Raw genomic sequence first — 20,061 nt, forward strand, 5'->3', positions numbered from 1 at the left:
CCGCCGGGTTCAGGCCGATGTTCGGGTCAGGGGTAGGCCACGACCTGGCGCGGGGTGGTGTTGCCGGCCGGGTTGGGGACGGCGCCGCCGGTGTCGTTGACGACGTTGGCGATGGTGCCGACGTCGCCGAGGGAGACCGTGAGGATGCTGCGCAGCCGGACGCCGGAGCGGATCGGCACCTCGAACGCCCGGTCGACGCGGACGCTGGGGTTCACGTTGAAGTAGGCGTACGAGCCGCCGCCCCAGAGTTCGTGGTCGGTCACGGCGTCGGCGACCTTGTAGGCGGCATAGCCGTTCCCGCGGGGTCCGATCCAGGCCGCCTGGTTGGGCACGTCGTACGGCTTCTCGTTCTGGAAGAAGATCGTCTTGCCGCGGTTGCCGTTCCAGATCACCTCGTACTTCTGGTAGTGCTCGACGAACAGGCCGGTGGCGAGGACGTCGTCACCGTTCACCACCAGGCCGGTGTCGCCGGTGTTGACCGCCCAGCCGGTGGGCGCGCCGCCGTGGTCGGCCCGCCAGGCCCAGATGTGGTCGATGATCGTGTCGTCGCTGTGCACCGCGAGGGTGGTGGTGGCCTTGCCCTGGACGCTGCTGCCGATGCGGAAGAAGACGTCCTGGAGGCTGATCGGGTTCGCGGCGTGGTCGGTGTGGACGCCCGCCCGGCCGACGCTCATCAACGTCGGGCTGTTGGTGGTGCCCGCGTCGAAGGTCAATCCGCTGACCTTGACACCGTCGACGTCGGCGACGTTCAGGGCCTCGATCCCGTTGTTCGGGATCAGGGTCGGGAAGCCGATGCCGGTGACCACGGTGTTCGGGCGGGTCACCCGGATGGTCTCGTCGAGCGAGTAGGTGCCCGGGGTGAAGAACAGGTTCAGGCCCTGGGCGAGCGCGGCGTTGATCCGGGCGGCGCTGTCACCCGGCTTGGCGACGTAGAACTCCCGCATCGGGATCGAGGTCCCGGCGGTGTTCGGCCAGTTGGCGCCGGCGGAGTTGCGCCGCAGAGCGGGCACGAAGACGCGGTAGAGGCCGGCGCTGTCGACGTACAGGTACGGCTTCTCCCGGGTCACCGGCGTGGTGGCGAGGGTGGTGTGCGGCGGGTTGGGGAACGCGTTGGCCGGGGCGCCCTGGACGCCGGAGAAGACCATGTTCCAGACGCCGCCGTCCCAGCGCGCGATCCGGCTGTCCCGGGTGTACCACTGCTGCTGGGAGCCGGAGGAGACGACGCCGTCGACGACCGAGTCGGCGAGGTAGCCACCGCTGGAGTAGCCCTGCCCGTTGTCCTGGTTGGACGGCGCCAGGGTCAGATTGCCCTTGATGTGCACGCGGCGCATGGGGGCGGCCTGGGAGACGGCCCACCGGTTGGTGCCGCCCTCGGGCACGATCGACAGGTTCTCCATGCTGCGCCAGAAGTTCTGGGTGGCGTTCGACTCGTCGCCGTAGTTCCAGCCGGAGTCGACGTTCACCGCGCCGTTGATCGTCACGTCGTCGGGGTTGAGCCCGAGGCCGGCGATCGTGGTGTAGAACCCGACGTTGGCCCACACCCGCCCGTAGGTCCCGGGTTTGAAGAGGAACACGTGGCGCTGGGTTCCGAACTGGGCGGTCGGGCTGCGCAGCTGCGCGTTGAAAGCCTGGTCGACCGCGGACTGGATGGTCGACGCCGCGGTGCCCGGCTCGAAGATCCGCACGTTCGGCCCGAGATCGGGCGTGTCCGAGGTCGGGATCGTCGGGGTGGTGCCGCTGCCGAAGACCTGGAACTCCCAGAGAGAGTAGCCGTACGGGGTGGCGCGGGTGGTGCCGCTCATCCGCACGTACCGGCCGCTGCCGGTGACGTTCAGGGTCTGGACGCCGGCTCGGCCCACGGTGACCGGGCTGATGTCGGTCCAGCTCGTGCCGTTCGGGGAGGTCTGGATGGTGAAGGCCGAGGCGTACGCCGCCTCCCAGTTCAGCACGATCTGGCTGATCGACTGGGTGCTGCCCAGGTCGACCTGCAACCACTGGGGGTCGGCGAACGTGCTGGACCAGCGGGTGCCGGTGTCGCCGTCGACGGCGGCGGAGGCAGGGAAGGCGGCGCTCTCGACCGAGGAGGCGGAGGCCGGCTTGCCCTGCGACAGCGGGACGTCCGCGGCGCTGGCGGTGCCGGCGACCGAGGCGACGGTGATGCCGAGGGTGGCGGCGAGGACGCCGCTCAACACGATCCGACCGCGGCGCCGGGATCTCTGCGGTGGGGAAATCGGTGTCGGGGGTGTCATGTTCCTGCCTATCGACGGGTTGCCGCGCGTCTACGGGGAGCGACGTGCGGCAGGGGGAGGTGGTGTGCGGCGCTTCTCAGAGAGCGCTCTCCCCGTCAGTGTCATCGGACTGTCTCGACCCGTCAATATGCTGGCAACAAACTCGGGTTCCGGAACCGGGGGGGCGACCCGCGCATTTGCGGATCCGAATGCAACCCGAGCCGAAGATGCGGTCGGTGACGGGACGAGAAGGGGGCAGATGCGAGGACGATAGAGTCTGCGACGTGACGGTGTTTCGGATCGGTGAGGCGGCGGAGCTGCTGGGCGTCAGCGCCGACACGGTCCGTCGGTGGATCGACGCCGGGCGGCTGCCCGCCGGGCGGGACGAGGGCGGCCATCGGGTGGTGGACGGGCCGGAGCTGGCGGCGTTCGTGCGCGCCAAGGGCAACGATCCGGACGATCGGGCCGACGAGTCGTCGGCGCGGAACCGACTGCGGGGGATCGTGACCGCGGTCGTGAAGGACACCGTCATGGCCCAGGTGGACATTCAGTGCGGACCGTTCCGGGTGGTGTCGCTGATGAGCCGGGAAGCCGTCGACGAGCTGGATCTGCGGGTCGGCTCGGTGGCCGTGGCAGTGATCAAGTCGACGACGGTGGTGGTGGAGCGGTCCACGCCGTCCACGGGGCACAAAGTCCGCTGATGAAGCCCGGGCGCGTACCCGTACCGCTGCTGGTCCCCGCGGTCCTGGGGTTGATCTTCCTGATCCTGCCGCTCGTCGGGCTGCTGGCGCGCACGCCGTGGGGGTCCCTGCTGGACCGGCTGACCGAGCCGGGGGTGGTGGCCGCGCTGCGGCTGTCCTTGCTGACCTCGACGCTGGCGACCGTGCTGTGCCTGGTGCTCGGGGTGCCGCTGGCGTGGCTGCTGGCCCGGGTGGAGTTCCCCGGACGGCGGCTGGTGCGGGCGCTGATCACCGTGCCGCTGGTGCTGCCGCCGGTGGTCGGGGGCATCGCCCTGCTCCTGGCGCTGGGCCGGCGGGGACTGGTCGGGCAGTGGCTGGATTCGACGTTCGGGATCACGTTGCCGTTCACGACCGCGGGGGTGGTGATCGCCGAGTCGTTCGTGGCGCTGCCGTTCCTGGTGATCGCGGTGGAGGGGGCTCTGCGCGGAGCCGACAGCCGGTACGAGGAGGCGGCGGCGACCCTCGGGTCCGGCCGCTGGACGACGTTCACGCATGTGACGTTGCCGCTGGTGGCGCCGGGGATCGCAGCGGGGGCGGTGTTGTGCTGGGCGCGGGCGCTGGGGGAGTTCGGGGCGACGATCACGTTCGCGGGCAACTACCCGGGCGTCACGCAGACGATGCCGCTCGCGGTCTACCAGACGATGGAGAGCGGTGACCTGGAGGGAGCGGTCGTGCTGAGTCTGATCCTGCTGGTGGTCTCGGTCGCCATTCTGGCCGGGCTCCGGGACCGCTGGCTGACCGCCCCGTGACCGGCGTGCTGCTGGACGCGCGGCTGGCGGTGCGGCGCGGGACGTTCCAGCTCGACGTCGAGCTGCGGATCGGCCGGGGCGAGACGGTGGCGCTGCTCGGGCCGAACGGCGCCGGGAAGACCACGGCGTTGCGGGCGCTGGCCGGGCTGACGCCACTCTCCGCCGACGGCCGTCTCCTGCTGGACGGCCGGGACCTGAGCCGGACGCCTCCGGAACAGCGCCCGATCGGGGTCGTGTTCCAGGACTATCTCCTGTTCCCGCACCTGAGCGCTCGGGACAACGTGGCTTTCGGGCCGCGGCGGCACGGCCGGGACCGCAAGGCGGCGCATGCGGTCGCCGACCACTGGCTGGACCGGGTGGGACTGACCGAGTACGCCCGTCGCAAGCCCCGCAACCTGTCCGGTGGCCAGGCGCAGCGGGTCGCCCTGGCGCGGGCGCTCGCCGTCGACCCGACGCTGCTGCTGCTCGACGAGCCGCTCGCCGCGCTCGACGCCCGGACCCGGCTGGAGACCCGTGGCGAACTGCGGCGGCACCTGTCCGCGCATCCCGGCGCGACCCTGCTGGTGACCCATGATCCGCTGGACGCGCTGGTGCTCGCCGACCGGCTCGTCATCGTCGAGCAGGGCCGGGTCGTGCAGGAGGGGGACGCGGCGACGATCACCGCCCGGCCGCGTACCGACTATGTGGCCCGTCTCGTCGGCCTCAACCTGTTCCGCGGCCACGGCGACGGGCATGCCGTCACCGTCGCCGACGGGTTCACGCTGACCAGCACCGACACCGTGCACGGTGACGCGTTCGTGGCGTTCCCGCCCTCGGCTGTCGCGTTGCACCCGCACCAGCCGGACGGCAGCCCCCGCAACACCTGGCCGGCCGTGCTCGCCGACGTGCAGCACCACGGCGACAACCTGCGGGTCCGGCTGGACGGGCCGATCAGTGTGGCCGCCGACATCACGCCGGCCGCGGCCGCCCAGCTCGACCTCGTCCCGGGACGGCAGCTGTGGGTGGCGGTGAAGGCGACCGAGACCCGCGCCTACCCGGACGGTTCTCAGTAGTAGTAGGCGTGCGCGGTGGCAGTCGGGTGCCCGGCCTGGCGGCAGGCGCGCGGGATCGCGACCAGCACCTGGACCTCGCCTCGCACTTGGGTGATCCACCGGATAAGCCCTAGAGTCGCCGGTCATGAGTGCGAGAACGCTACCCAGGTATGCCGATCAGACCAGGGCACTGCTCTGGCTCCAGCTCATCATCAACATGGTCGGCATCCTGTTCCTGGTGTTCATGGTGGTGAACTTCCAGAGCGCGCTGCCCGATGACGGCGGCATCTACATGCTCGCCGTGCTGGGCGGGCTGTTCCTCGGCGGGGTCCAGTCGGCCGCGGCGGCGAAACTGTTCCCGCGCGGATGGGCGGCGGCCTGGATCCTCGCGTTCAACGCGCAGGTGCTCACGATCGTCGCGGTGTGGGCGAGCTGGCAGATGCTCTTCATGATCGGGATCGGCATCCTCTACACGCTCGGCATGGTCGGGTGGATCAGCCTCAACCTGTTCCGGCCGGAAGTGCGCCGTTACTGCTTCAGCAGGAGTGCGGACGGCTGATCGGCGGCGATCCGCAGCGCCTCGACCAGACTCCGGTAGAGCTCGTCGGTCTCGTACAGAACGGCGTGCGTGCCCTGCGCCCGGATCCGGCCGTCCTCCAGCACCACGATCCGGTCGGCGTCCAGAACCGTGGACAGCCGGTGCGCGATCGTCACCACGGCGCCGGAGGCGGCACGCTCCCGGATGCAGTCCTGCACGGCGGCCTCGGTCAGGCCGTCGACCTGGGCGGTCGCCTCGTCGAGCAGCAGCACGTCCGGGGTGCGCAACAGGGCCCGGGCCAGCGCGATCCGCTGCCGCTGACCGCCGGAGACGTCGGTGGCCCGCAAGGCGGTGTCCAGGTCGTCCAGCCGGACGGAACGCAGCGCCGCCCGTACCTCGTCGTCGTCGGCCTCGGGATGGGTGAACCGCAGGTTGTCACCGACCGTGCCCGGAACCACCGGGGTCTCCTGCTCGACATAGGCCAGCCGGGCCCGGATCTCCTGATGCCCCCACGCGGTGTACGGTCGTCCGTCCAGCAGGAGCCGGCCGTTCTCCGGTTCGAGGAAGCGCAGGAGCAGCGAGAACAGGGTGGTCTTCCCGGCGCCGGACGGGCCGACGATCGCGGTGTGGCCGCGGCGGGGGATCACCAGGTCGATGCCGTGCAGCACCTCGGGTGAGCCGGGGCCGTAACGGGCGGTCACCGACTGCAACTCCAGGATCGGTCCGTCGCCAGCGGTCACCGGCGTGGCGGCCTCGGGGGCGGCGGGTTCGAGGGCGATCGAGTCGAGCTCGTTGATCCGGCCGGCGGCGGCGATGCCGGCCTGCAACGCGGTCAGGTTCTGGGTCAGCTCGCCGATCGGGCCCATCAGCTGGAACACGTACAGCAGGAAGGCGACGAGGCTGGACACCTCCAGCAGGCCGGCGTGGGCGCGCCACGCGCCGATCGCGAGGATCAGCAGGACCGCGAGGTGGATGCCGGACCAGGCGATGGTCCACACGATCGCCGCGACCTTCGCGGCGCGGACACTGTGGGCGGCGGCCTCCCGTGCGTCGCCGACGATCTGGTCGCCCTGGCGGGCTTCCGCCCGGCTCGCCTTGACGGTACGGATCGCGCGTAACGAACCCTCCAGGTCGGCCCCGAGCCGGCCGACCGCGTCCTGAGCCGCCGTCTGCGCGACCCCGATCCGCGGCAGCAACACCGTCATCAGCACGGCCACCACCGTCACCGCGGCCAGGGTGCAGCCGAGCAGGGTCAGGTCGAGGACGGCCATCAGCACGAGCGTGCCGATCAGCCCGATCCCCGCGTTGATCAGGCCGATGATGCTGCCGGACGCCTGGTGCAGCAGCGCGGTGTCGGAGGTGACCCGGGTGACCAGCTCACCGGTGGGGCGGGCCAGCAGGTCGTGGAGGCGGGCCCGGAAATATCGCCGGATGATCGAGGTGCGGGCGTCGAGCACGATCTGCTCGGCGAGCGTGCCGAGCAGGATCGACTGCCAGAGGGTGATCATGGTCCCGGCGACGACCAGGGCGGCGAGGACCGTGATCGGGGTGGCCAGGTCGATCCCGTCGGAGAAGCTGTCGAGCACCCATTTGGTGACCATCGGGGTGGCGAGGGCGGCGGCGTTGCCGATCAGGCCGAGGGCGAGCCCGAGCGCCATGGTTCGGCGGTGCGGGCGGAGCACGGCGAGGAGTGTTCCCAGTCTCGTGGAATCCGGCATACCCGTAGTGGAACACTGATGTTCCATAATGGGCAAGTGTTATTCTGCGGCGGTGACCACCGTCCCTACCGGGAGCCGCGCCCGGACCAGGCAGGCGATCCTCGACGCCGCCATCGAAGTCCTGTCGCGCAACCCGGCCGCGCCGCTCGGCGACGTGGCCGCCGCCGCCGACGTCGGCCGCACCACACTGCACCGCTACTTCCCGGAGCGCAGCGATCTGATCGCCGCCCTCAAGGAGGAGGCGGGGCGGCGGCTCGATCAGGCCGGGATGCGGGCCCGGGTGGAAGAGGACACCGGGGCCGCCGCGCTGCGCCGCCTCTGCCAGGAGTATTTCGACCTCGGCGACACGCTGTCGCTGCTGTTCCAGGAGCAGGTGTCGTTCGAGGCCGGATGCGACGACGAGGTGGAGTCGATGGTCAGGCGAGGACACGCCGACGGCAGCATCGACCCGGAGCTGCCGCCGGTGTGGGTGCAGAGCCTGATGTGGTCACACCTGTATGCGGCGTGGAGCTATCTGGCGGAGACGGGCGCCTCCCGGCACGACACGTTGCGCCTGCTGCTGCGCTGCGTCGAAGGCGCCGTCCGCCCGCTCCGCTGAACCCCCGGCCGGTTCTCACCGCTGTCTTGCCGCGCTCGAGGCAGCGGTGAGAGCCAGCCGGTTTGGGTCTTGCCTGGCTGGTTGTGGCTGCTGTCTCGGCGTGCTTGAGGCAGCGGTGAGAGCCAGCGGGTTCGGGTCTTGCCTGGCTGGTTGTGGCCGCTGTCTCGGGGTGGGAGAGACAGCGGTGAGACCAGCCAGCCGGGGTCTGCTATTCGCCGGTGAAGACGGGTGGGCGGCGGGCCAGGCTCGCGGCGATGCCCTCGGCGCTGTCCCTGGTCGCCCAGTGGATCTTCTGTTCGGCGAGTTCGTGGTCCAGGGCGGCGCGGACCCGTTCGGCCAGGCCGGCCCGCAGGGTGGCACGGATCGAACGGACCGCCAGCGGGGCCGAGGCGGCGATCTCGGCGGCCAGTTCGCGGGCGGTCTGCCGGAGGTGACCGGGCGCGGCGAGCCGGTCGGCCAGCCGCAGCCGCAGCGCCTCCTCGCCGCCGACGCGACGGCCGGTCAGCAGCATGTCGGCGGCGGCCTGCCGCCCGACGATCTCCGGAAGCGTCACGCTCACCCCGAAACCCTGGTGAAAGCCGAGCCGGGCGAAGTTCGCCACGAACCGGGTGGAGGCCTCGGCGACCCGGAAGTCGGCGGCACAGGCGAGCCCGAGGCCGCCGCCGACGGCCGTGCCCTGGACCGCGGCGATGATGGGGGTACGCACGTCGAACAGTTCCGCCGCCCGCCGGTAGAGCCGCTCCGCCGCCGTGACGTGGTCCGCCGCGAACTCACCGCCGCCGAAGTCCGCCCCGGCGCAGAAGTGCTTCCCCTCCGACGCCAGGATGATCACCCGGCAGTCCGGGTCGTGGTCGAAACCGCGTGCCGCGTCGACGATCCGGCCGATCAGCGCCTCGTCGAAGTGGTTCGCCGGCGGCCGTCGCATCTCCAGCAGCGCGACCCCGCCCTCGACGCTGATCGAGAGATCGTTGCTCATGCCGGCATCCTCGCACGCCGGGAAACCCGGTGATCACGGCACGGTGGTCACCTGTTCCGGACAGCGTCGGTTCGTCTTGGAAAGGGTGTGCCGGGGGAGCGGCTCGATCAAGGGGTCCGGAAGTGCAAGATCCGCACAACCGGGCACGTTCGCGAGCACGTGAAACATGTGAATCCGGATTTACATTGGGATCCAGCACGGCCACCGGACTTCTCCACCGAAGCAGGAGCGCACCGTGACCGAGATCCTCACTCCGAACCAGACACAGGTGTTGCGGCTTCTCTGCGACACCATCGTTCCCTCGCTCGACCGGCCCGGCGACGCCGACGGTTTCTGGGCTCGCACGGCCACCGATGTCGGCGCCGATCAAGGCGTTCTCGACATGCTCGCGGACATGCCCGCCGACCAGCGGCAGGCCGTCGGCGGGCTCCTCGACATCCTCGCCCTCCAGGGCTTCCAGCCGCGGGCCTCGCAGGAGTCGCGCGAGCAGATCCTCACCACCCTGTCGCTGGCCTCGGCGCCGGCCGCCGCCGGCATCGGGTCGCTGACCAGCCTGATCCTGCTGATGACGTACGGGCGCACGAACGCGGCCGGCCGTAACCCGAACTGGACGCGACTCGGCTATCCGGGACCGGTCGATACCCGGGCCGACGAGCCCGCTGACGGCCGTACCATCACGCCGTTGCGGATCGACGGAGACCGCGAGCTGACCGCCGACGCCGTGGTTGTCGGATCCGGCGCCGGAGGCGGTCTGATCGCCGGGCGGCTCGCCGCCGCCGGCGCCCGGGTGGTGGTGCTGGAAGCCGGCCGCTACCGCACCGAGAGCGACTTCGACCAGCTGGAACTCCCCGCCTACCAGGGGTCCTACTGGCGGGGCGGCCCGACCGCGACGGCCGATCTCAACGTCATCCTGATGGCGGGCGCCGGGGTCGGCGGAGGCACCGTCATCAACTGGACCAACTGCCTGAAGACCAGGGATGGCGTACGCCGTGAGTGGGCCACCGAGCACGGGCTCACCGACCTCGCCACGGACGCCTTCGACCGCCATCTCGACACCGTCTGGCGGGAGCTCTCGGTGACCGGCAAGTGTTCCGAGCTGAACCGGGTGCACGAGGCCATGCACCGCGGCGCCGAGGCGCTGGGCTGGTCGTTCGCGACGATCTTCCGGAACTGGGACGAGAAGCGGCACGACGCCGCGATCGCCGGCCACCTGGGTTTCGGGGACCGGTCGGGGGCGAAGCAGTCGACGGCGAAGGTCTATCTGGAGCCCGCGGTCCTGAAGCACGGCGCGGAGATCGTCGACGGCTGCCGGGTCGAGCGGGTGCTGGTGGAGAACGGCCGGGCGGCCGGGGTGACGGGCCGGACGGGGAGCGGGGCGACGGTGACCGTGCGGGCCCCGATCGTCGTGGTGGCGGCCGGCGCGCTGGAGTCGCCGGGGGTGCTGCTCAGGTCGGGCATCGGTGGGCCGGCGACCGGCGACTACCTGCGGCTGCACCCGTGCACGGTGACCATGGGCGACTACGGGACCGACATGCGGGCGTGGTGGGGCCCGCCGCAGGCCGGCCTGGTCAACGAGTTCGCCGAGGTGGAGGACGGGCACGGCTTCCTGATGGAGAGCGTGCAGTACACGACCGGGCTCGGGGCGTCGTCGGTGCCGTTCACGTCGGCGGCCGAGCACAAGCAGGCGATGGCCGACTTCCGTAACAACGGCTCGTTCATCGGGCTGATCCGCGACCGCGGGCACGGCCGGGTCACCCTGGACGCGTCCGGGAACGCCGTGCACTGGTACGCGCTGACCGACGACCTGGACGTGCGCAACAGCCAGCGGGCCCTGGAAGCGCAGATCCGGCTGCACCACGCGGCCGGGGCGCGCGGCATCCGGGTGCTGGCGCGCGGCATTCCGCCGTGGCGGTACGGCGACGACCTGGAGGTCTACATCGACCGGGCCCGGCGGGTGCCGCTGCGAGCCGGCGGGGCGACCATCTTCTCGGCACACCAGATGGGCAGCTGCCGGATGGGCGCGGATCCGGCGACGAGCGTCGCGGATCCGCGCGGCGAACTGCACGACACGCCCGGGGTGTGGATCGGGGACGCGTCGGCGTTCCCCAGCCCGTCCGGGACCAACCCGATGATCACGGTCATGGCGCTGGCGTCGAGGACCGCGGAGAACATCAAGGAGACGTCGCTGTGAACACCGACAAGTTGTTCATCGACGGCCGGTGGGTGGAGCCGGCCTCATCGGAGAAGATCGAGGTCGTCAACCCGTACACCGAGGAGGTCTTCGCCACCGTCCCCGCCGGAACCGCGGCGGACGCCGATGCCGCCGTCGACGCCGCGCGGAGGGCGTTCGAGGGCTGGGCCGCGACACCGGTCGCGGACCGGGTGGCGGTGTGCGGCGCGGTGGCGCTGAAACTGCAGGAACGCCAGGGCGAGCTGTCCGCGCTGATCAGCCGGGAGATGGGGTCGCCGCTGCCGTTCGCGTTCGGGGTGCAGACCGCGCTGCCGATCGCCACGTTCGCCTCGATGCAGCATCTCGCCGAGGATCTGCCGTGGCGGCAGCGGATCGGGAACTCCCTGGTGGAACGCGAGCCGGTCGGGGTGGTCGCGGCGATCACGCCGTGGAACTACCCGCTGCACCAGGTCGCCGCGAAGGTCGCGGCCGCGCTCGTCGCCGGGTGCACGATCGTTGTCAAACCGAGCGAGGTGGCGCCGCTCAGCGCGTTCGTGCTCGCCGAGATCCTCGATGGGGCCGGCCTGCCGCCGGGCGTGTTCAACCTGGTCACCGGGTACGGTCCGGTCGTCGGGGAGGCGCTCGCCGGGCATCCGGGCGTGGACATGGTGTCGTTCACCGGGTCCACGCGGGCCGGGCGGCGGATCAGCGAGGTCGCCGCGGCGACGGTGAAACGGGTCGCCCTCGAACTCGGCGGGAAATCGGCGAACATCATCCTCGACGACGCCGACCTCAAGGACGCGGTCGCCGACGGGCTCGCCAAGTGCTACATCAACTCGGGGCAGACGTGCACGGCGCTGACCCGGATGCTGGTGCCGCGGGTGGCGCTGCCGGTGGTCGAGGAGATCGCGGCGGCGGTGGCCGGGCACTTCGCCACCGGCGACCCGGACGACCCCGGGACCGTGCTGGGGCCGCTGGTCTCGGCGGCCCAGCGGGACCGGGTGCGCGACTACATCGCCCAGGGGCGGGCGGAGGGCGCGCGGCTGGTCACCGGGGGAGAGCCCGATCAGAAGCAGGGCTATTTCGTACGGCCTACCGTGTTCAGTGACGTCACCCCGGACATGACGATCGCCCAGGAGGAGATCTTCGGTCCAGTCCTGTCGATCATCCCGTACGACAGTGAGGACGACGCCGTCCGGATCGCCAACGACAGCCTGTACGGGCTGGCCGGCGCCGTCTGGTCAGCCGACCGGGACCGCGCGGTCCGGGTGGCGCGCCGGCTGCGGACCGGGCAGGTCGAGATCAACGGGGCGGCGTTCAACCCGCTCGCCCCGTTCGGCGGTTACAAGCAGTCCGGGCACGGCCGGGAACTCGGCCCCTACGGCGTCCTCGAGTTCACCCAGACGAAGGCCATCCAGCTCTGACCGACAGCTCCACCCGGCGGTTCGCGGCCCGGTGCCCCGGAGAGTCCTCCGGGGCTCTCGGCCGGGACTCGCCGTGACCGATTGCGGTCATCCGCCCGTCGGCCACCCCGAGATTCCGCAGCGCGGCCCGGACCGCGTCGGCGCGGGCCCAGCTCAGCGCCAGGTTCGCGGCCGCGCTGCCCTGGGTGTCGGTGTGTCCGGCGACCAGGATCGCCGTGCCGGGGGAGTCCCGCAGGATCGCCGCGATCCGCGGCAGGGCACGCTGCGCCTCCGGGGTGAGACGGACGCCGTCCGCCTCGAAGGTCAGCGGCGGGACGGCGGCCAGACGTTCCCGTACCCGGCTGTCCGGTCTCGCCGGCCGCGGGGTGGGCGCGGGGGCCGGGGCAGGCGCGGGCGCCGGGTCGGGCCCGGTCACGCGGGTGCGGACGGTCCGGACCCCGGCGACCGCCCGGACGACCGCCTCGGCCCGGCGGCCCTCCGCCGGGGAATCGGCCACCACCAGGGCGTCCTGGCCGCTGAAGGTGACCTCGGCGCCCGGCTGACCGGCGGCGGCCAGGGCGGCGGTGGCGTGCCGGGTCAGGTCGTCCTCGATGCGGTACCGGTTCGGGCCGAGCTGGGCGGCGACGATCACGGCGAGACCGAGCAGGGCGGCCGGGACGACGAACCGGCGGCGGGCCGTCATCGCGGTGCCCGGGGGCGGGGAGACGGCCGGGCGGGCTCCGCGGGAGCTCCGGTGGGCGCGGGCGTCGTGACCACGTCGTCGTCCGCGTTCCCGCCGTCCCGCGGGGAGTCGGCCCGGAACCCCGTGACCGTGTGGATCCGCGGCTTCTCCGCGGCCTTCCACAGCCGGCCGGTGGCCACGCCGAGGACGAACGCGAGCAGGATGAAGACCAGTGACTGGCCGACGAACCAGGTCAAGCCGACCTCCGGGATCCCCGACATCAAGATCACGATATCGGGCCGGCGGAGAGCCGTGCAAAACGGCTCAGGCGTCGATCAGGTAGAGATTCGCCGCGGCCTCCCGAGCCAGCAGGAACCCGGCGATCCCCACGACCCAGGCCACCGTGTCACTGTTCGTCATCCAGTCGCTGACCTTCGTCAAGGCGGGGACGATCCGCTTGCCCGCGACCAGGCGCACCACCATCAGCAGCAGCGCCGGGGTGATCATCAGGAAGCAGTACCCGGCCATCACCGCGGCGATCTGCGGCACCGTCGGCTCCGCCGCCGTGACCAGGCCGATCGCCCCCAGATAGGGCAGCATCGTGGACACCTCGACCAGAGCGGCCAGCAACGCCAGCCCGGCCAGCGGCAGTACCCCGCCCTCCTCGGCCAGCACCCGCCGCCGCCAGCGGGACATCCGGCCCTCGGACCCCGGCCGGTTCTTACGGCCCAGCCGGAAACTCCAGAAGAACAGGGCCACCCCGAGGACCAGCAGCGCCCACTGCGCGGCAGACGTCCGGAAGATCCGGCTGATCTCCGGAAGGAAGGCGCCGGCACCGAGAGTGACCGCCACACCGACGGCGAAGTAGAAGGTGGCGACCGTACCCAGGAAGATCAGGATCCGGCCGGCTCGCACCGGGCCGGGATGAATCAGCAGCCAGATCGGGATCAGCAGGGTCCCGAAACTGGTCGAGTCGATCAGGGCCAGCACGGCCAGCGAACCGAGGAGGGTGACATCCATACCCGTCATGATCGACCGGCGCCGGGCGGGGCCGCGTCGGCCGAAGGATGCGGCACGCGTACGACTTTGGATTGACGTCCGGCCTGGCCCGGACATGATGGGATGGCGGCGTGAACGTGCGGGAACGATGGCGGGGCAGCAGCCGGCTGCGGGACACCGTCAACGCCGCCGCAACCTTCGCCGGCGGGGCCGCGCTCGACCTGATCGGCCTGACCGGGGTATGGAACGTCAGCCGCGACGCGGGAACCGGCCCGCCCGCCTGGTGGCATCTCCTCCCGCTGGCCCCCGGATGCCTCGCCATGCTCGGCAAACGCCGGCACCCGATGCTCGCACTCGGCGCCGGGACGATCGCCTTCGCCGCCGACGCGGTCCTCGGCGGCAGCGTCGCGATGATCCTGGTGATCTTCGACCTGCTGTTCTCAGCCGGTCAGTTCGCCTCCGCGCGGGCCCGTGCCGCCGTCACCACCACGGTCTTCGTCGTCATCGGCACGACGAGCGTCGTCGGCGGCCTCGCCCTCGGAGAGATCCGGTACGCGGTGTTCATCTGCCTACAGCTGGTCTCGCTGCTGTTCGTGCCACTGTGGTGGGCCGCCAACCTGCGCCAGCAGCAACAACTCGGCGTCCTCGCCGCCGAGCGCACCGCCCGCGAAGCCGTCCTCGCCGAACGCGCCGCGATGGCCCGTGACCTGCACGACGTCATCGCCGCCCACCTGGCCACCACCGCCATGCACTCGGGCGCCGCGCTCGCCGCGCCACCCGACACCGACCGGGACCGGGCCGCCCTGCGTGCCGTCCGGACCAGCAGCCTGGCCGCCCTGGAGGAGATGCGATCCATGATCCTGCTGTTGCGGGCGCCGGCCGAACCGTCCCTGCCGGGCGGCCTCGACCGGCTGCCCGAACTGGTCGAGACGGCCACCGCCAACGGACTGCGGGTCGACGTGCGGACCACCGACATCCCCGGCGTCCCGGCGGTCGTCGGGCACACCGTCTGGAGCATCGTCCGGGAGGCACTGACCAACGCCGGCAAACACGCGCCCGCCTCCGACGTGACACTGACCGTCCAGCCGTCCGGCGACCGGGTGCTGGTCACCGTCACCAACACGCTGACCGGCGGAAACGGTCTCGACCATACGGCGTTGAGCGCCGGCACCGGGCTGCTGTCGCTGCGCGAGCGGGCCGCCCTGCTGGGCGGCGACCTGACGGCCCGCCGCGACGGCGACGTCTGGAAGGTGCGGGCCAGCCTCCCGATGAGCACCCCATGAGCGGTACGCCCATTCGCCCTTCTGAGGGTTCCTCCGCAGCCGGGCCGATTCGCCGGCCCCATGATTCCGCCGCGCCCTCTTCTGGTCCCGCCGCGCCCTCTTCTGGTTCCTCCGCGGCGCGGCCCATCCGCGTTCTCCTCGCTGATGATCACGCCGCCATCCGGGCCGGGATGCGGCTGATGCTGGAGCAGGCCACCGACATCGTCGTGGTCGGGGAGGCCGCCGACGGGGCGGTGGCGGTCCGGCAGGCCGTGGCGCTGCGACCCGACGTGGTCCTGATGGACATCCGGATGCCCGGCACCGACGGCATCGCCGCCACCCGGGAGATCGTCGGCGCCGGGCTGGCCGACGTCCTCGTCCTGACCACCTTCGACCTGGACGAATACCTGTTCGGGGCGCTGCGGGCGGGCGCCGCCGGCTTCCTGCTGAAATCCGTCGAACCGGGTGCGCTGATCGACGCGGTCCGCCGGATCGCCGCCGGGGACGGGATCCTCGCCCCCGAGGTGACCCGCCGCCTGCTGACCGCCTTCGCCGGCACCCCGGCGGCGGCGCCCGCCGAGCCGCCGTCCCTCGCCGGGCTCACCGACCGGGAACGGGACGTGCTCGCCGCACTCGGCCGGGGCCTGTCCAACGCCGACCTGGCCGCCGCGCTCGGGATCACCGAGGCCACCGCGAAGACCCATGTGTCCCGGGTGCTGGCGAAACTGGGGTGCGCGTCCCGCGTACAGGCCGCGATCCTGGCCCGCGAAGCGGGGCTGACCCAGGCGTAGACTGCGGCCGTGATCGATGGCGGGACGCGACCGGGGGCACCCGGGTCTCCGGCTGACGGCGGCCTTGGCGGCGCTCGTGGTCGTGGTGGATCAGGTGAGCAAGTTCTGGGCCGTCTCGGCGCTGACCGGGCGGCCCCCGATCGCCGTCGCCGGTGACCTGATCAGGCTGCGGCTGACCTACAACCCGGGCGCCGCGTTCTCCCTGGCCGCCGGAGCGACCTGGCTCCTCACCCTGTTCACCGCGGCCGCCGCGATCGCCGTCGGCGTCGTCGCGCTGCGGGCCCGGTCCCGTGCCTGGACCGTGACGCTGGGCCTGCTCCTCGGCGGCGCGGTCACCCACCTGCTCGACCGTCTGTTCCGCGCACCCGGGCCCGGCCGCGGCCACGTCGTCGACTTCATCGACTACTTCGGCCTCTTCATCGGCAACGTCGCCGACATCGCCCTGGTGGTCGGCGCTGCCCTGGCGGTGCTGCTGAACCTGCGCGGCGTCGCCCTGACCGGCGGCACCGACGTCCCACGGACGGAACCGGCCGCCGGTTGACGGTTACGGCACCGGCCGGCCCACCAGGTCGATGGTGAATGTCGGGCGGCCTCCGAACGCGCCACCTGGAACAGGTGGCGCGATGACTCAATGCGTTTTCCGGCTTCCCATCGCCCGTCCGGCAGAATGACCGTTGTGGATGAGGAACGTGCGACGACGTGGTCCGCCGACTCGGCCGCGCCCACCTCAGGCACGCTCACCCGCTGGGTCGCCATGGTCCTGACTGCTTCGCCCGGCGTGTTGCTGCTCGCCCTGTTGTTCACGAGCTTCTCGTCAGCACTGTCTCGAGGCATGTTCCTCGGCCTCGTCCTCGTGGACGTCGTTCTGGTGGGCGTGCCCGCCGGCCTGACGCTGCTGATGTGGCTCGCCCACCGCCGGCAACGGCGGGAAGTGATCAGGGTCCGGCTGAGCCGTTCCGAGATCGCTGTGACCCGGGCGGACGGCACCATCGGCCGCTATCCCACCTCGGCGCTGACCGGAGTCGTGGTCGACCGCGAGCACTGGACCGACCCCGTGTACTCGGGCACCACCGTGCTGGAGTTCCGTCGCCTGAAGCTGATTTTCGGCGACGTGGCGGAGCAGACCCGGCCGGGCCGTGCCGGAGACGGCAAGTCGTTCGGCGCGGTTGTCGCCGGACTGGGAGTGCCGATCGAACGGGGCCTCTACATCGATCACGGCACCACTGCCTGACCGGGTCGCCGAACACCTCGCGGTGAGCCCGGACCACGAGCGGCGCGTCCGCGATGTCGGTCACGTACGTGACCGTGCGGACCACGGCAGCGATGCTCGATCCCGCCTTCTGCAACGCGTCTTCGACGATCGTGAGCGCGGCACGCGCCTGCCGGTACGCGTCCGCGTTCTCGAGGTGCGGCGGCTGAGCTGTCGTCCCTGACACATGTATCTGGTCACCGACCCGTACTGCCCGGCTGTATCCGTACACATCTTCGAAGGGGGTCAGTTCTCGACGATGATGCCGAGGGCGCCGGCCAGGGCGTAGGAGAGGCCGAGCAGGTCGTCCGGGTGCACGATGGCGCCCTCCCAGCTGGTGATGCCGCCGATGCCGGCCAACTCGCACCGCTGGAACCGGGCGCCGCGCATCGACGCGTTGCTGAACTGGGCGCCGCTCAGGTCGCAGTCGACGAACGTGGCCTTGCGCAGGTCCGCGTTGGTGAAATCGGCGCCGGTCAGGTTGCAGCCGGTCAGCGTGACCGCGGCGAACCGGGCGAACCGCCAGTTCGTCAGGTCCAGCTTGCAGTCGGCGAACGTGACGTCCCGCAGCATCCCGCCGCTCCAGGCCAGCCCGGTCATCCGGCTGCCGGAGACGGCCAGCCGCTCCATCGACCCGTTCTCGGCCCGCACGTTCGACCAGTCGGAACGCTCGACCAGGCAGTCGGTCAGCCGCACCTTCGGCAGCACCGCGCCGGCCAGCCGGGCCGCCCGGAACCGGCACTGGGTGAACTCCACGGTCTGCGCGAACACCCCGATCAGGTCGGCGTTGTCGAAGGTCCGCTTCTCGTGGAGGTCGTCCGACTCCAGGCCGGGGAGGGCGTCCTCGAGGGCGTCGGGCAGGATCGGCCGGGCAGGGGAGTCGTCGCGCATCGCCACACCGTACCCAGGAAGGGGTTTTGTCATGGACGACAAGGTCTGGGATGCCGCCCGCCGCTGGCGCGAGTTCCTCGACGAGCAGAACGGCACCGATCCTCTGGAGCTGACCTGCCGGATCCTGAAGATCACCGAGGAGGCCGGTGAGGCCGCCCAGGCGTGGATCGGGGTGCTCGGCCAGAACCCGCGCAAGGGCGTCACGCACACCACCGACGACGTGGTCGGTGAACTCGCCGATGTGGTCTTCACCGCGCTGGTCGCCATCGCCAGCCTCGGCGCCGACCCGCGGGAGGCGGTCGAGAAGGTGGTCGCCAAGGCCGAGGGTTACCGGCGTTAGTCCTTGCGGCCGGTCAGCGCCACCGTGACACCGAGGCCGACCATGGCCAGGCCGCCAGCGCCGCCGACCGCGGACAGGCGGCGCGGGGAGCGGGCGAACCAGTCCCGCGCCCCGGCGGCGGCCAGGCCCCAGGAGGAGTCGCAGAACAGCGCCATGACGTTGAAGATCACGCCGAGCAGCAGCATCTGCGCCGTGACGTGACCGGCCGACCGGTCCACGAACTGGGGCAGCACGGCGGCGTAGAAGACGAACGACTTCGGGTTCGACACCCCGACGATCAGGCCCTCCCACAGGGTGCGCCAGGTGCCGCGGACGGGGGTCGCGCCGGCCGCCGGCTGCCCGATGGCGTGGCGGTGCCGGAACGCTTTGACACCCAGGTACACCAGGTACGCCGCGCCGGCCCACTTGAGGATCGTGAACGCGACGATCGACCGCTCGACGATCGAACCCACCCCGAAAGCGACGGAGGTCACCGCCACCAGGGCGCCGATCGTGTTGCCGACGACCGTGATCAGGGCGACCCTCCGCCCGTACGCCAGCGCTCGCGCGACCACGAACAGCACGCTCGGCCCCGGAATGACGATGATCACGAACGCCAGGGCTGCGAAGGCCGCCACCTGCTCGATGTTCATCACACCCGGACCGTACTCTTCGGCGGCTGCCGATGATGTGACGTGGGTCGCGGGTGACCTGGGGGATCGGGATGCGGCAAGGTCAGGCTAGATTCCTAGACTTCGGTGGCCGGTACGCAACGAACTCGGAAGGACGCCCCGACGTGACCCTGACCCAGAACGCGCCCGCGCCGCACCAGGCGCCGCCGATGCAGCCGACCGCCGACCAGGCCGTGCTGATCGTGCACGGACGGGATCGGACCGGGATCGTCGCGGCCATCAGCACGGTGCTCGGGCGGCACGGGGCCAACATCGTCTCGCTCGACCAGTACTCCGACGATCCGCACGGTGGCGCGTTCTTCCAGCGGACCGTCTTCGGCCGGCCCGACCTGAAGGCCGCGCTCCCGGCGATCGAGGAGGACCTGCGCCAGGAGCTGGCGAACGGGTTCGAGCTGGAGTACACGCTGCGCGACCTGTCCGTACCGAAGCGGGTGGCGATCTTCGCCTCCAAGACCGACCACTGCCTGCTGGACCTGCTGTGGCGCAACCGGCGGGGCGAGCTGCCGGTCAACGTCTCGATGGTGATCTCCAACCACGCCGACTCGGCGGACGAGGTGCGCTCGTTCGGCATCCCGTTCTTCCACGTGCCGTCGCAGGGCGCGGACAAGTCCGCCGCCGAGGCCCAGCACCTTCAGCTGCTCACCGGCAACGTCGACTTCATCGTGCTGGCCCGATACATGCAGATCCTCTCGGGCGAGTTCATCGAGCGGGTCGGCGTCCCGATCATCAACATCCACCACAGCTTCCTGCCGGCGTTCATCGGCGCGGACCCGTACGCGAAGGCCCGGCAGCGTGGCGTCAAGCTGATCGGCGCGACCGCCCACTACGTCACCGAGGACCTGGACGAGGGCCCGATCATCGAGCAGGACGTGGTCCGGGTGAACCACGCGCACACCGTCGCCGAGCTGCGGCGGCAGGGCGCGGACGTGGAGCGGTCGGTGCTGTCCCGGGCGGTGCTGTGGCACGCCGAGGACCGGGTGATCCGGCACGGCAACCACACCATCGTCTTCCAGTAGGGATCCGGG

At 71.4% G+C, this 20,061-nt stretch carries 21 protein-coding genes; 12 read left to right on the top strand and 9 right to left on the bottom strand.

Annotation, left to right across the window (positions count from 1 at the left end):
• Positions 1 to 26: 26 nt before the first annotated feature.
• Positions 27 to 2,192 (bottom strand): pectate lyase-like domain-containing protein, encoded by a 2,166-nt coding sequence (locus tag Aut01nite_RS18100; protein WP_425551445.1) that lies wholly within the window; start codon positions 2,190 to 2,192, stop codon positions 27 to 29.
• Positions 2,193 to 2,512: 320 nt separating this feature from the next.
• On the opposite strand from Aut01nite_RS18100, the gene Aut01nite_RS18105 reads away from it, so the two are divergent.
• The 4 genes from Aut01nite_RS18105 (at position 2,513) to Aut01nite_RS18120 (ending at position 5,307) form a co-directional block, all read left to right on the top strand.
• Positions 2,513 to 2,929, top strand: coding sequence for a TOBE domain-containing protein (locus Aut01nite_RS18105; protein WP_043523235.1), 417 nt, complete (start codon positions 2,513 to 2,515; stop codon positions 2,927 to 2,929).
• A complete protein-coding gene (locus Aut01nite_RS18110) occupies positions 2,929 to 3,717 on the top strand; it encodes an ABC transporter permease (RefSeq protein ID WP_043523237.1) in 789 nt (262 codons plus the stop codon). Before Aut01nite_RS18105 ends, Aut01nite_RS18110 begins: the two co-directional genes overlap by 1 nt.
• Positions 3,718 to 3,722: 5 nt before the next feature.
• Complete coding sequence (locus tag Aut01nite_RS18115) at positions 3,723 to 4,769, top strand: ABC transporter ATP-binding protein (RefSeq protein ID WP_083998566.1); 1,047 nt, start codon at positions 3,723 to 3,725, stop codon at positions 4,767 to 4,769.
• Between the two features lie 124 nt (positions 4,770 to 4,893).
• Positions 4,894 to 5,307 (top strand): hypothetical protein, encoded by a 414-nt coding sequence (locus tag Aut01nite_RS18120; protein WP_043523240.1) that lies wholly within the window; start codon positions 4,894 to 4,896, stop codon positions 5,305 to 5,307.
• Here the strand turns inward: Aut01nite_RS18120 and Aut01nite_RS18125 are convergent.
• The gene (locus Aut01nite_RS18125; RefSeq protein WP_043523241.1) at positions 5,277 to 7,004 is read right to left on the bottom strand and encodes an ABC transporter ATP-binding protein; all 1,728 of its coding nucleotides are present in this window, start codon (positions 7,002 to 7,004) and stop codon (positions 5,277 to 5,279) included. The two genes, Aut01nite_RS18120 and Aut01nite_RS18125, sit on opposite strands and share 31 nt — an antisense overlap.
• A gap of 52 nt (positions 7,005 to 7,056) precedes the next feature.
• Here Aut01nite_RS18125 and Aut01nite_RS18130 point away from each other — a divergent pair, with 52 nt between their 5' ends.
• Positions 7,057 to 7,602, top strand: a complete 546-nt coding sequence (locus tag Aut01nite_RS18130) for a TetR/AcrR family transcriptional regulator (RefSeq protein WP_236642562.1) — start codon at positions 7,057 to 7,059, stop codon at positions 7,600 to 7,602.
• Positions 7,603 to 7,810: 208 nt separating this feature from the next.
• Here the strand turns inward: Aut01nite_RS18130 and Aut01nite_RS18135 are convergent, their stop codons facing one another.
• Positions 7,811 to 8,578 carry an enoyl-CoA hydratase/isomerase family protein gene (locus Aut01nite_RS18135; protein ID WP_043523243.1) on the bottom strand — a complete coding sequence of 256 codons (768 nt, stop codon included), beginning with the start codon at positions 8,576 to 8,578 and terminating at the stop codon, positions 7,811 to 7,813.
• Positions 8,579 to 8,813: 235 nt separating this feature from the next.
• Here Aut01nite_RS18135 and Aut01nite_RS18140 point away from each other — a divergent pair, with 235 nt between their 5' ends.
• Positions 8,814 to 10,769, top strand: a complete 1,956-nt coding sequence (locus tag Aut01nite_RS18140; protein ID WP_043523244.1) for a GMC family oxidoreductase N-terminal domain-containing protein — start codon at positions 8,814 to 8,816, stop codon at positions 10,767 to 10,769.
• Positions 10,766 to 12,172, top strand: a complete 1,407-nt coding sequence (locus Aut01nite_RS18145) for an aldehyde dehydrogenase family protein (RefSeq protein ID WP_043523245.1) — start codon at positions 10,766 to 10,768, stop codon at positions 12,170 to 12,172. The genes Aut01nite_RS18140 and Aut01nite_RS18145 overlap by 4 nt, the downstream gene beginning before the upstream one ends.
• Here Aut01nite_RS18145 and Aut01nite_RS18150 read toward each other — a convergent pair.
• The 3 genes from Aut01nite_RS18150 to Aut01nite_RS18160 are packed head-to-tail and all read right to left on the bottom strand — an operon-like array spanning position 12,144 to position 13,853.
• Complete coding sequence (locus tag Aut01nite_RS18150) at positions 12,144 to 12,854, bottom strand: OmpA family protein (protein WP_052163314.1); 711 nt, start codon at positions 12,852 to 12,854, stop codon at positions 12,144 to 12,146. The genes Aut01nite_RS18145 and Aut01nite_RS18150 overlap by 29 nt on opposite strands.
• A complete protein-coding gene (locus Aut01nite_RS18155; RefSeq protein WP_152628524.1) occupies positions 12,851 to 13,114 on the bottom strand; it encodes a hypothetical protein in 264 nt (87 codons plus the stop codon). Before Aut01nite_RS18155 ends, Aut01nite_RS18150 begins: the two co-directional genes overlap by 4 nt.
• Positions 13,115 to 13,157: 43 nt before the next feature.
• A complete protein-coding gene (locus Aut01nite_RS18160) occupies positions 13,158 to 13,853 on the bottom strand; it encodes a GAP family protein (protein WP_043523248.1) in 696 nt (231 codons plus the stop codon).
• Positions 13,854 to 13,963: 110 nt separating this feature from the next.
• Here Aut01nite_RS18160 and Aut01nite_RS18165 point away from each other — a divergent pair, with 110 nt between their 5' ends.
• From Aut01nite_RS18165 to Aut01nite_RS18175, 3 genes are all read left to right on the top strand, one after another.
• Entirely contained in the window at positions 13,964 to 15,115 is a 1,152-nt protein-coding gene (locus Aut01nite_RS18165) for a sensor histidine kinase (RefSeq protein WP_052163315.1), read from the top strand.
• A gap of 125 nt (positions 15,116 to 15,240) precedes the next feature.
• Entirely contained in the window at positions 15,241 to 15,885 is a 645-nt protein-coding gene (locus Aut01nite_RS18170) for a response regulator (protein ID WP_043523369.1), read from the top strand.
• Positions 15,886 to 15,901: 16 nt separating this feature from the next.
• The gene (locus tag Aut01nite_RS18175; RefSeq protein WP_052163317.1) at positions 15,902 to 16,426 is read left to right on the top strand and encodes a signal peptidase II; all 525 of its coding nucleotides are present in this window, start codon (positions 15,902 to 15,904) and stop codon (positions 16,424 to 16,426) included.
• Between the two features lie 394 nt (positions 16,427 to 16,820).
• Here the strand turns inward: Aut01nite_RS18175 and Aut01nite_RS44830 are convergent, their stop codons facing one another.
• Together Aut01nite_RS44830 and Aut01nite_RS18185 are read right to left on the bottom strand one after the other, a co-directional pair.
• Positions 16,821 to 17,366 (bottom strand): Rid family hydrolase, encoded by a 546-nt coding sequence (locus Aut01nite_RS44830; protein WP_201775441.1) that lies wholly within the window; start codon positions 17,364 to 17,366, stop codon positions 16,821 to 16,823.
• 14 nt (positions 17,367 to 17,380) lie between these two features.
• Entirely contained in the window at positions 17,381 to 18,025 is a 645-nt protein-coding gene (locus Aut01nite_RS18185; protein WP_043523250.1) for a pentapeptide repeat-containing protein, read from the bottom strand.
• A 31-nt stretch (positions 18,026 to 18,056) separates the two neighbouring features.
• Here Aut01nite_RS18185 and Aut01nite_RS18190 point away from each other — a divergent pair, with 31 nt between their 5' ends.
• Positions 18,057 to 18,365, top strand: a complete 309-nt coding sequence (locus tag Aut01nite_RS18190; RefSeq protein WP_043523252.1) for a MazG-like family protein — start codon at positions 18,057 to 18,059, stop codon at positions 18,363 to 18,365.
• Here Aut01nite_RS18190 and Aut01nite_RS18195 read toward each other — a convergent pair.
• A complete protein-coding gene (locus Aut01nite_RS18195; RefSeq protein WP_236642564.1) occupies positions 18,362 to 18,997 on the bottom strand; it encodes a LysE family translocator in 636 nt (211 codons plus the stop codon). The two genes, Aut01nite_RS18190 and Aut01nite_RS18195, sit on opposite strands and share 4 nt — an antisense overlap.
• A 143-nt stretch (positions 18,998 to 19,140) precedes the next feature.
• On the opposite strand from Aut01nite_RS18195, the gene purU reads away from it, so the two are divergent.
• Positions 19,141 to 20,052, top strand: a complete 912-nt coding sequence (gene purU, locus Aut01nite_RS18200; protein ID WP_043523255.1) for a formyltetrahydrofolate deformylase — start codon at positions 19,141 to 19,143, stop codon at positions 20,050 to 20,052.
• Positions 20,053 to 20,061 lie beyond the last annotated feature (9 nt).

This window comes from Actinoplanes utahensis (assembly GCF_016862455.1).
In the GTDB taxonomy this organism is placed as follows: Bacteria; Actinomycetota; Actinomycetes; order Mycobacteriales; family Micromonosporaceae; genus Actinoplanes; species Actinoplanes utahensis.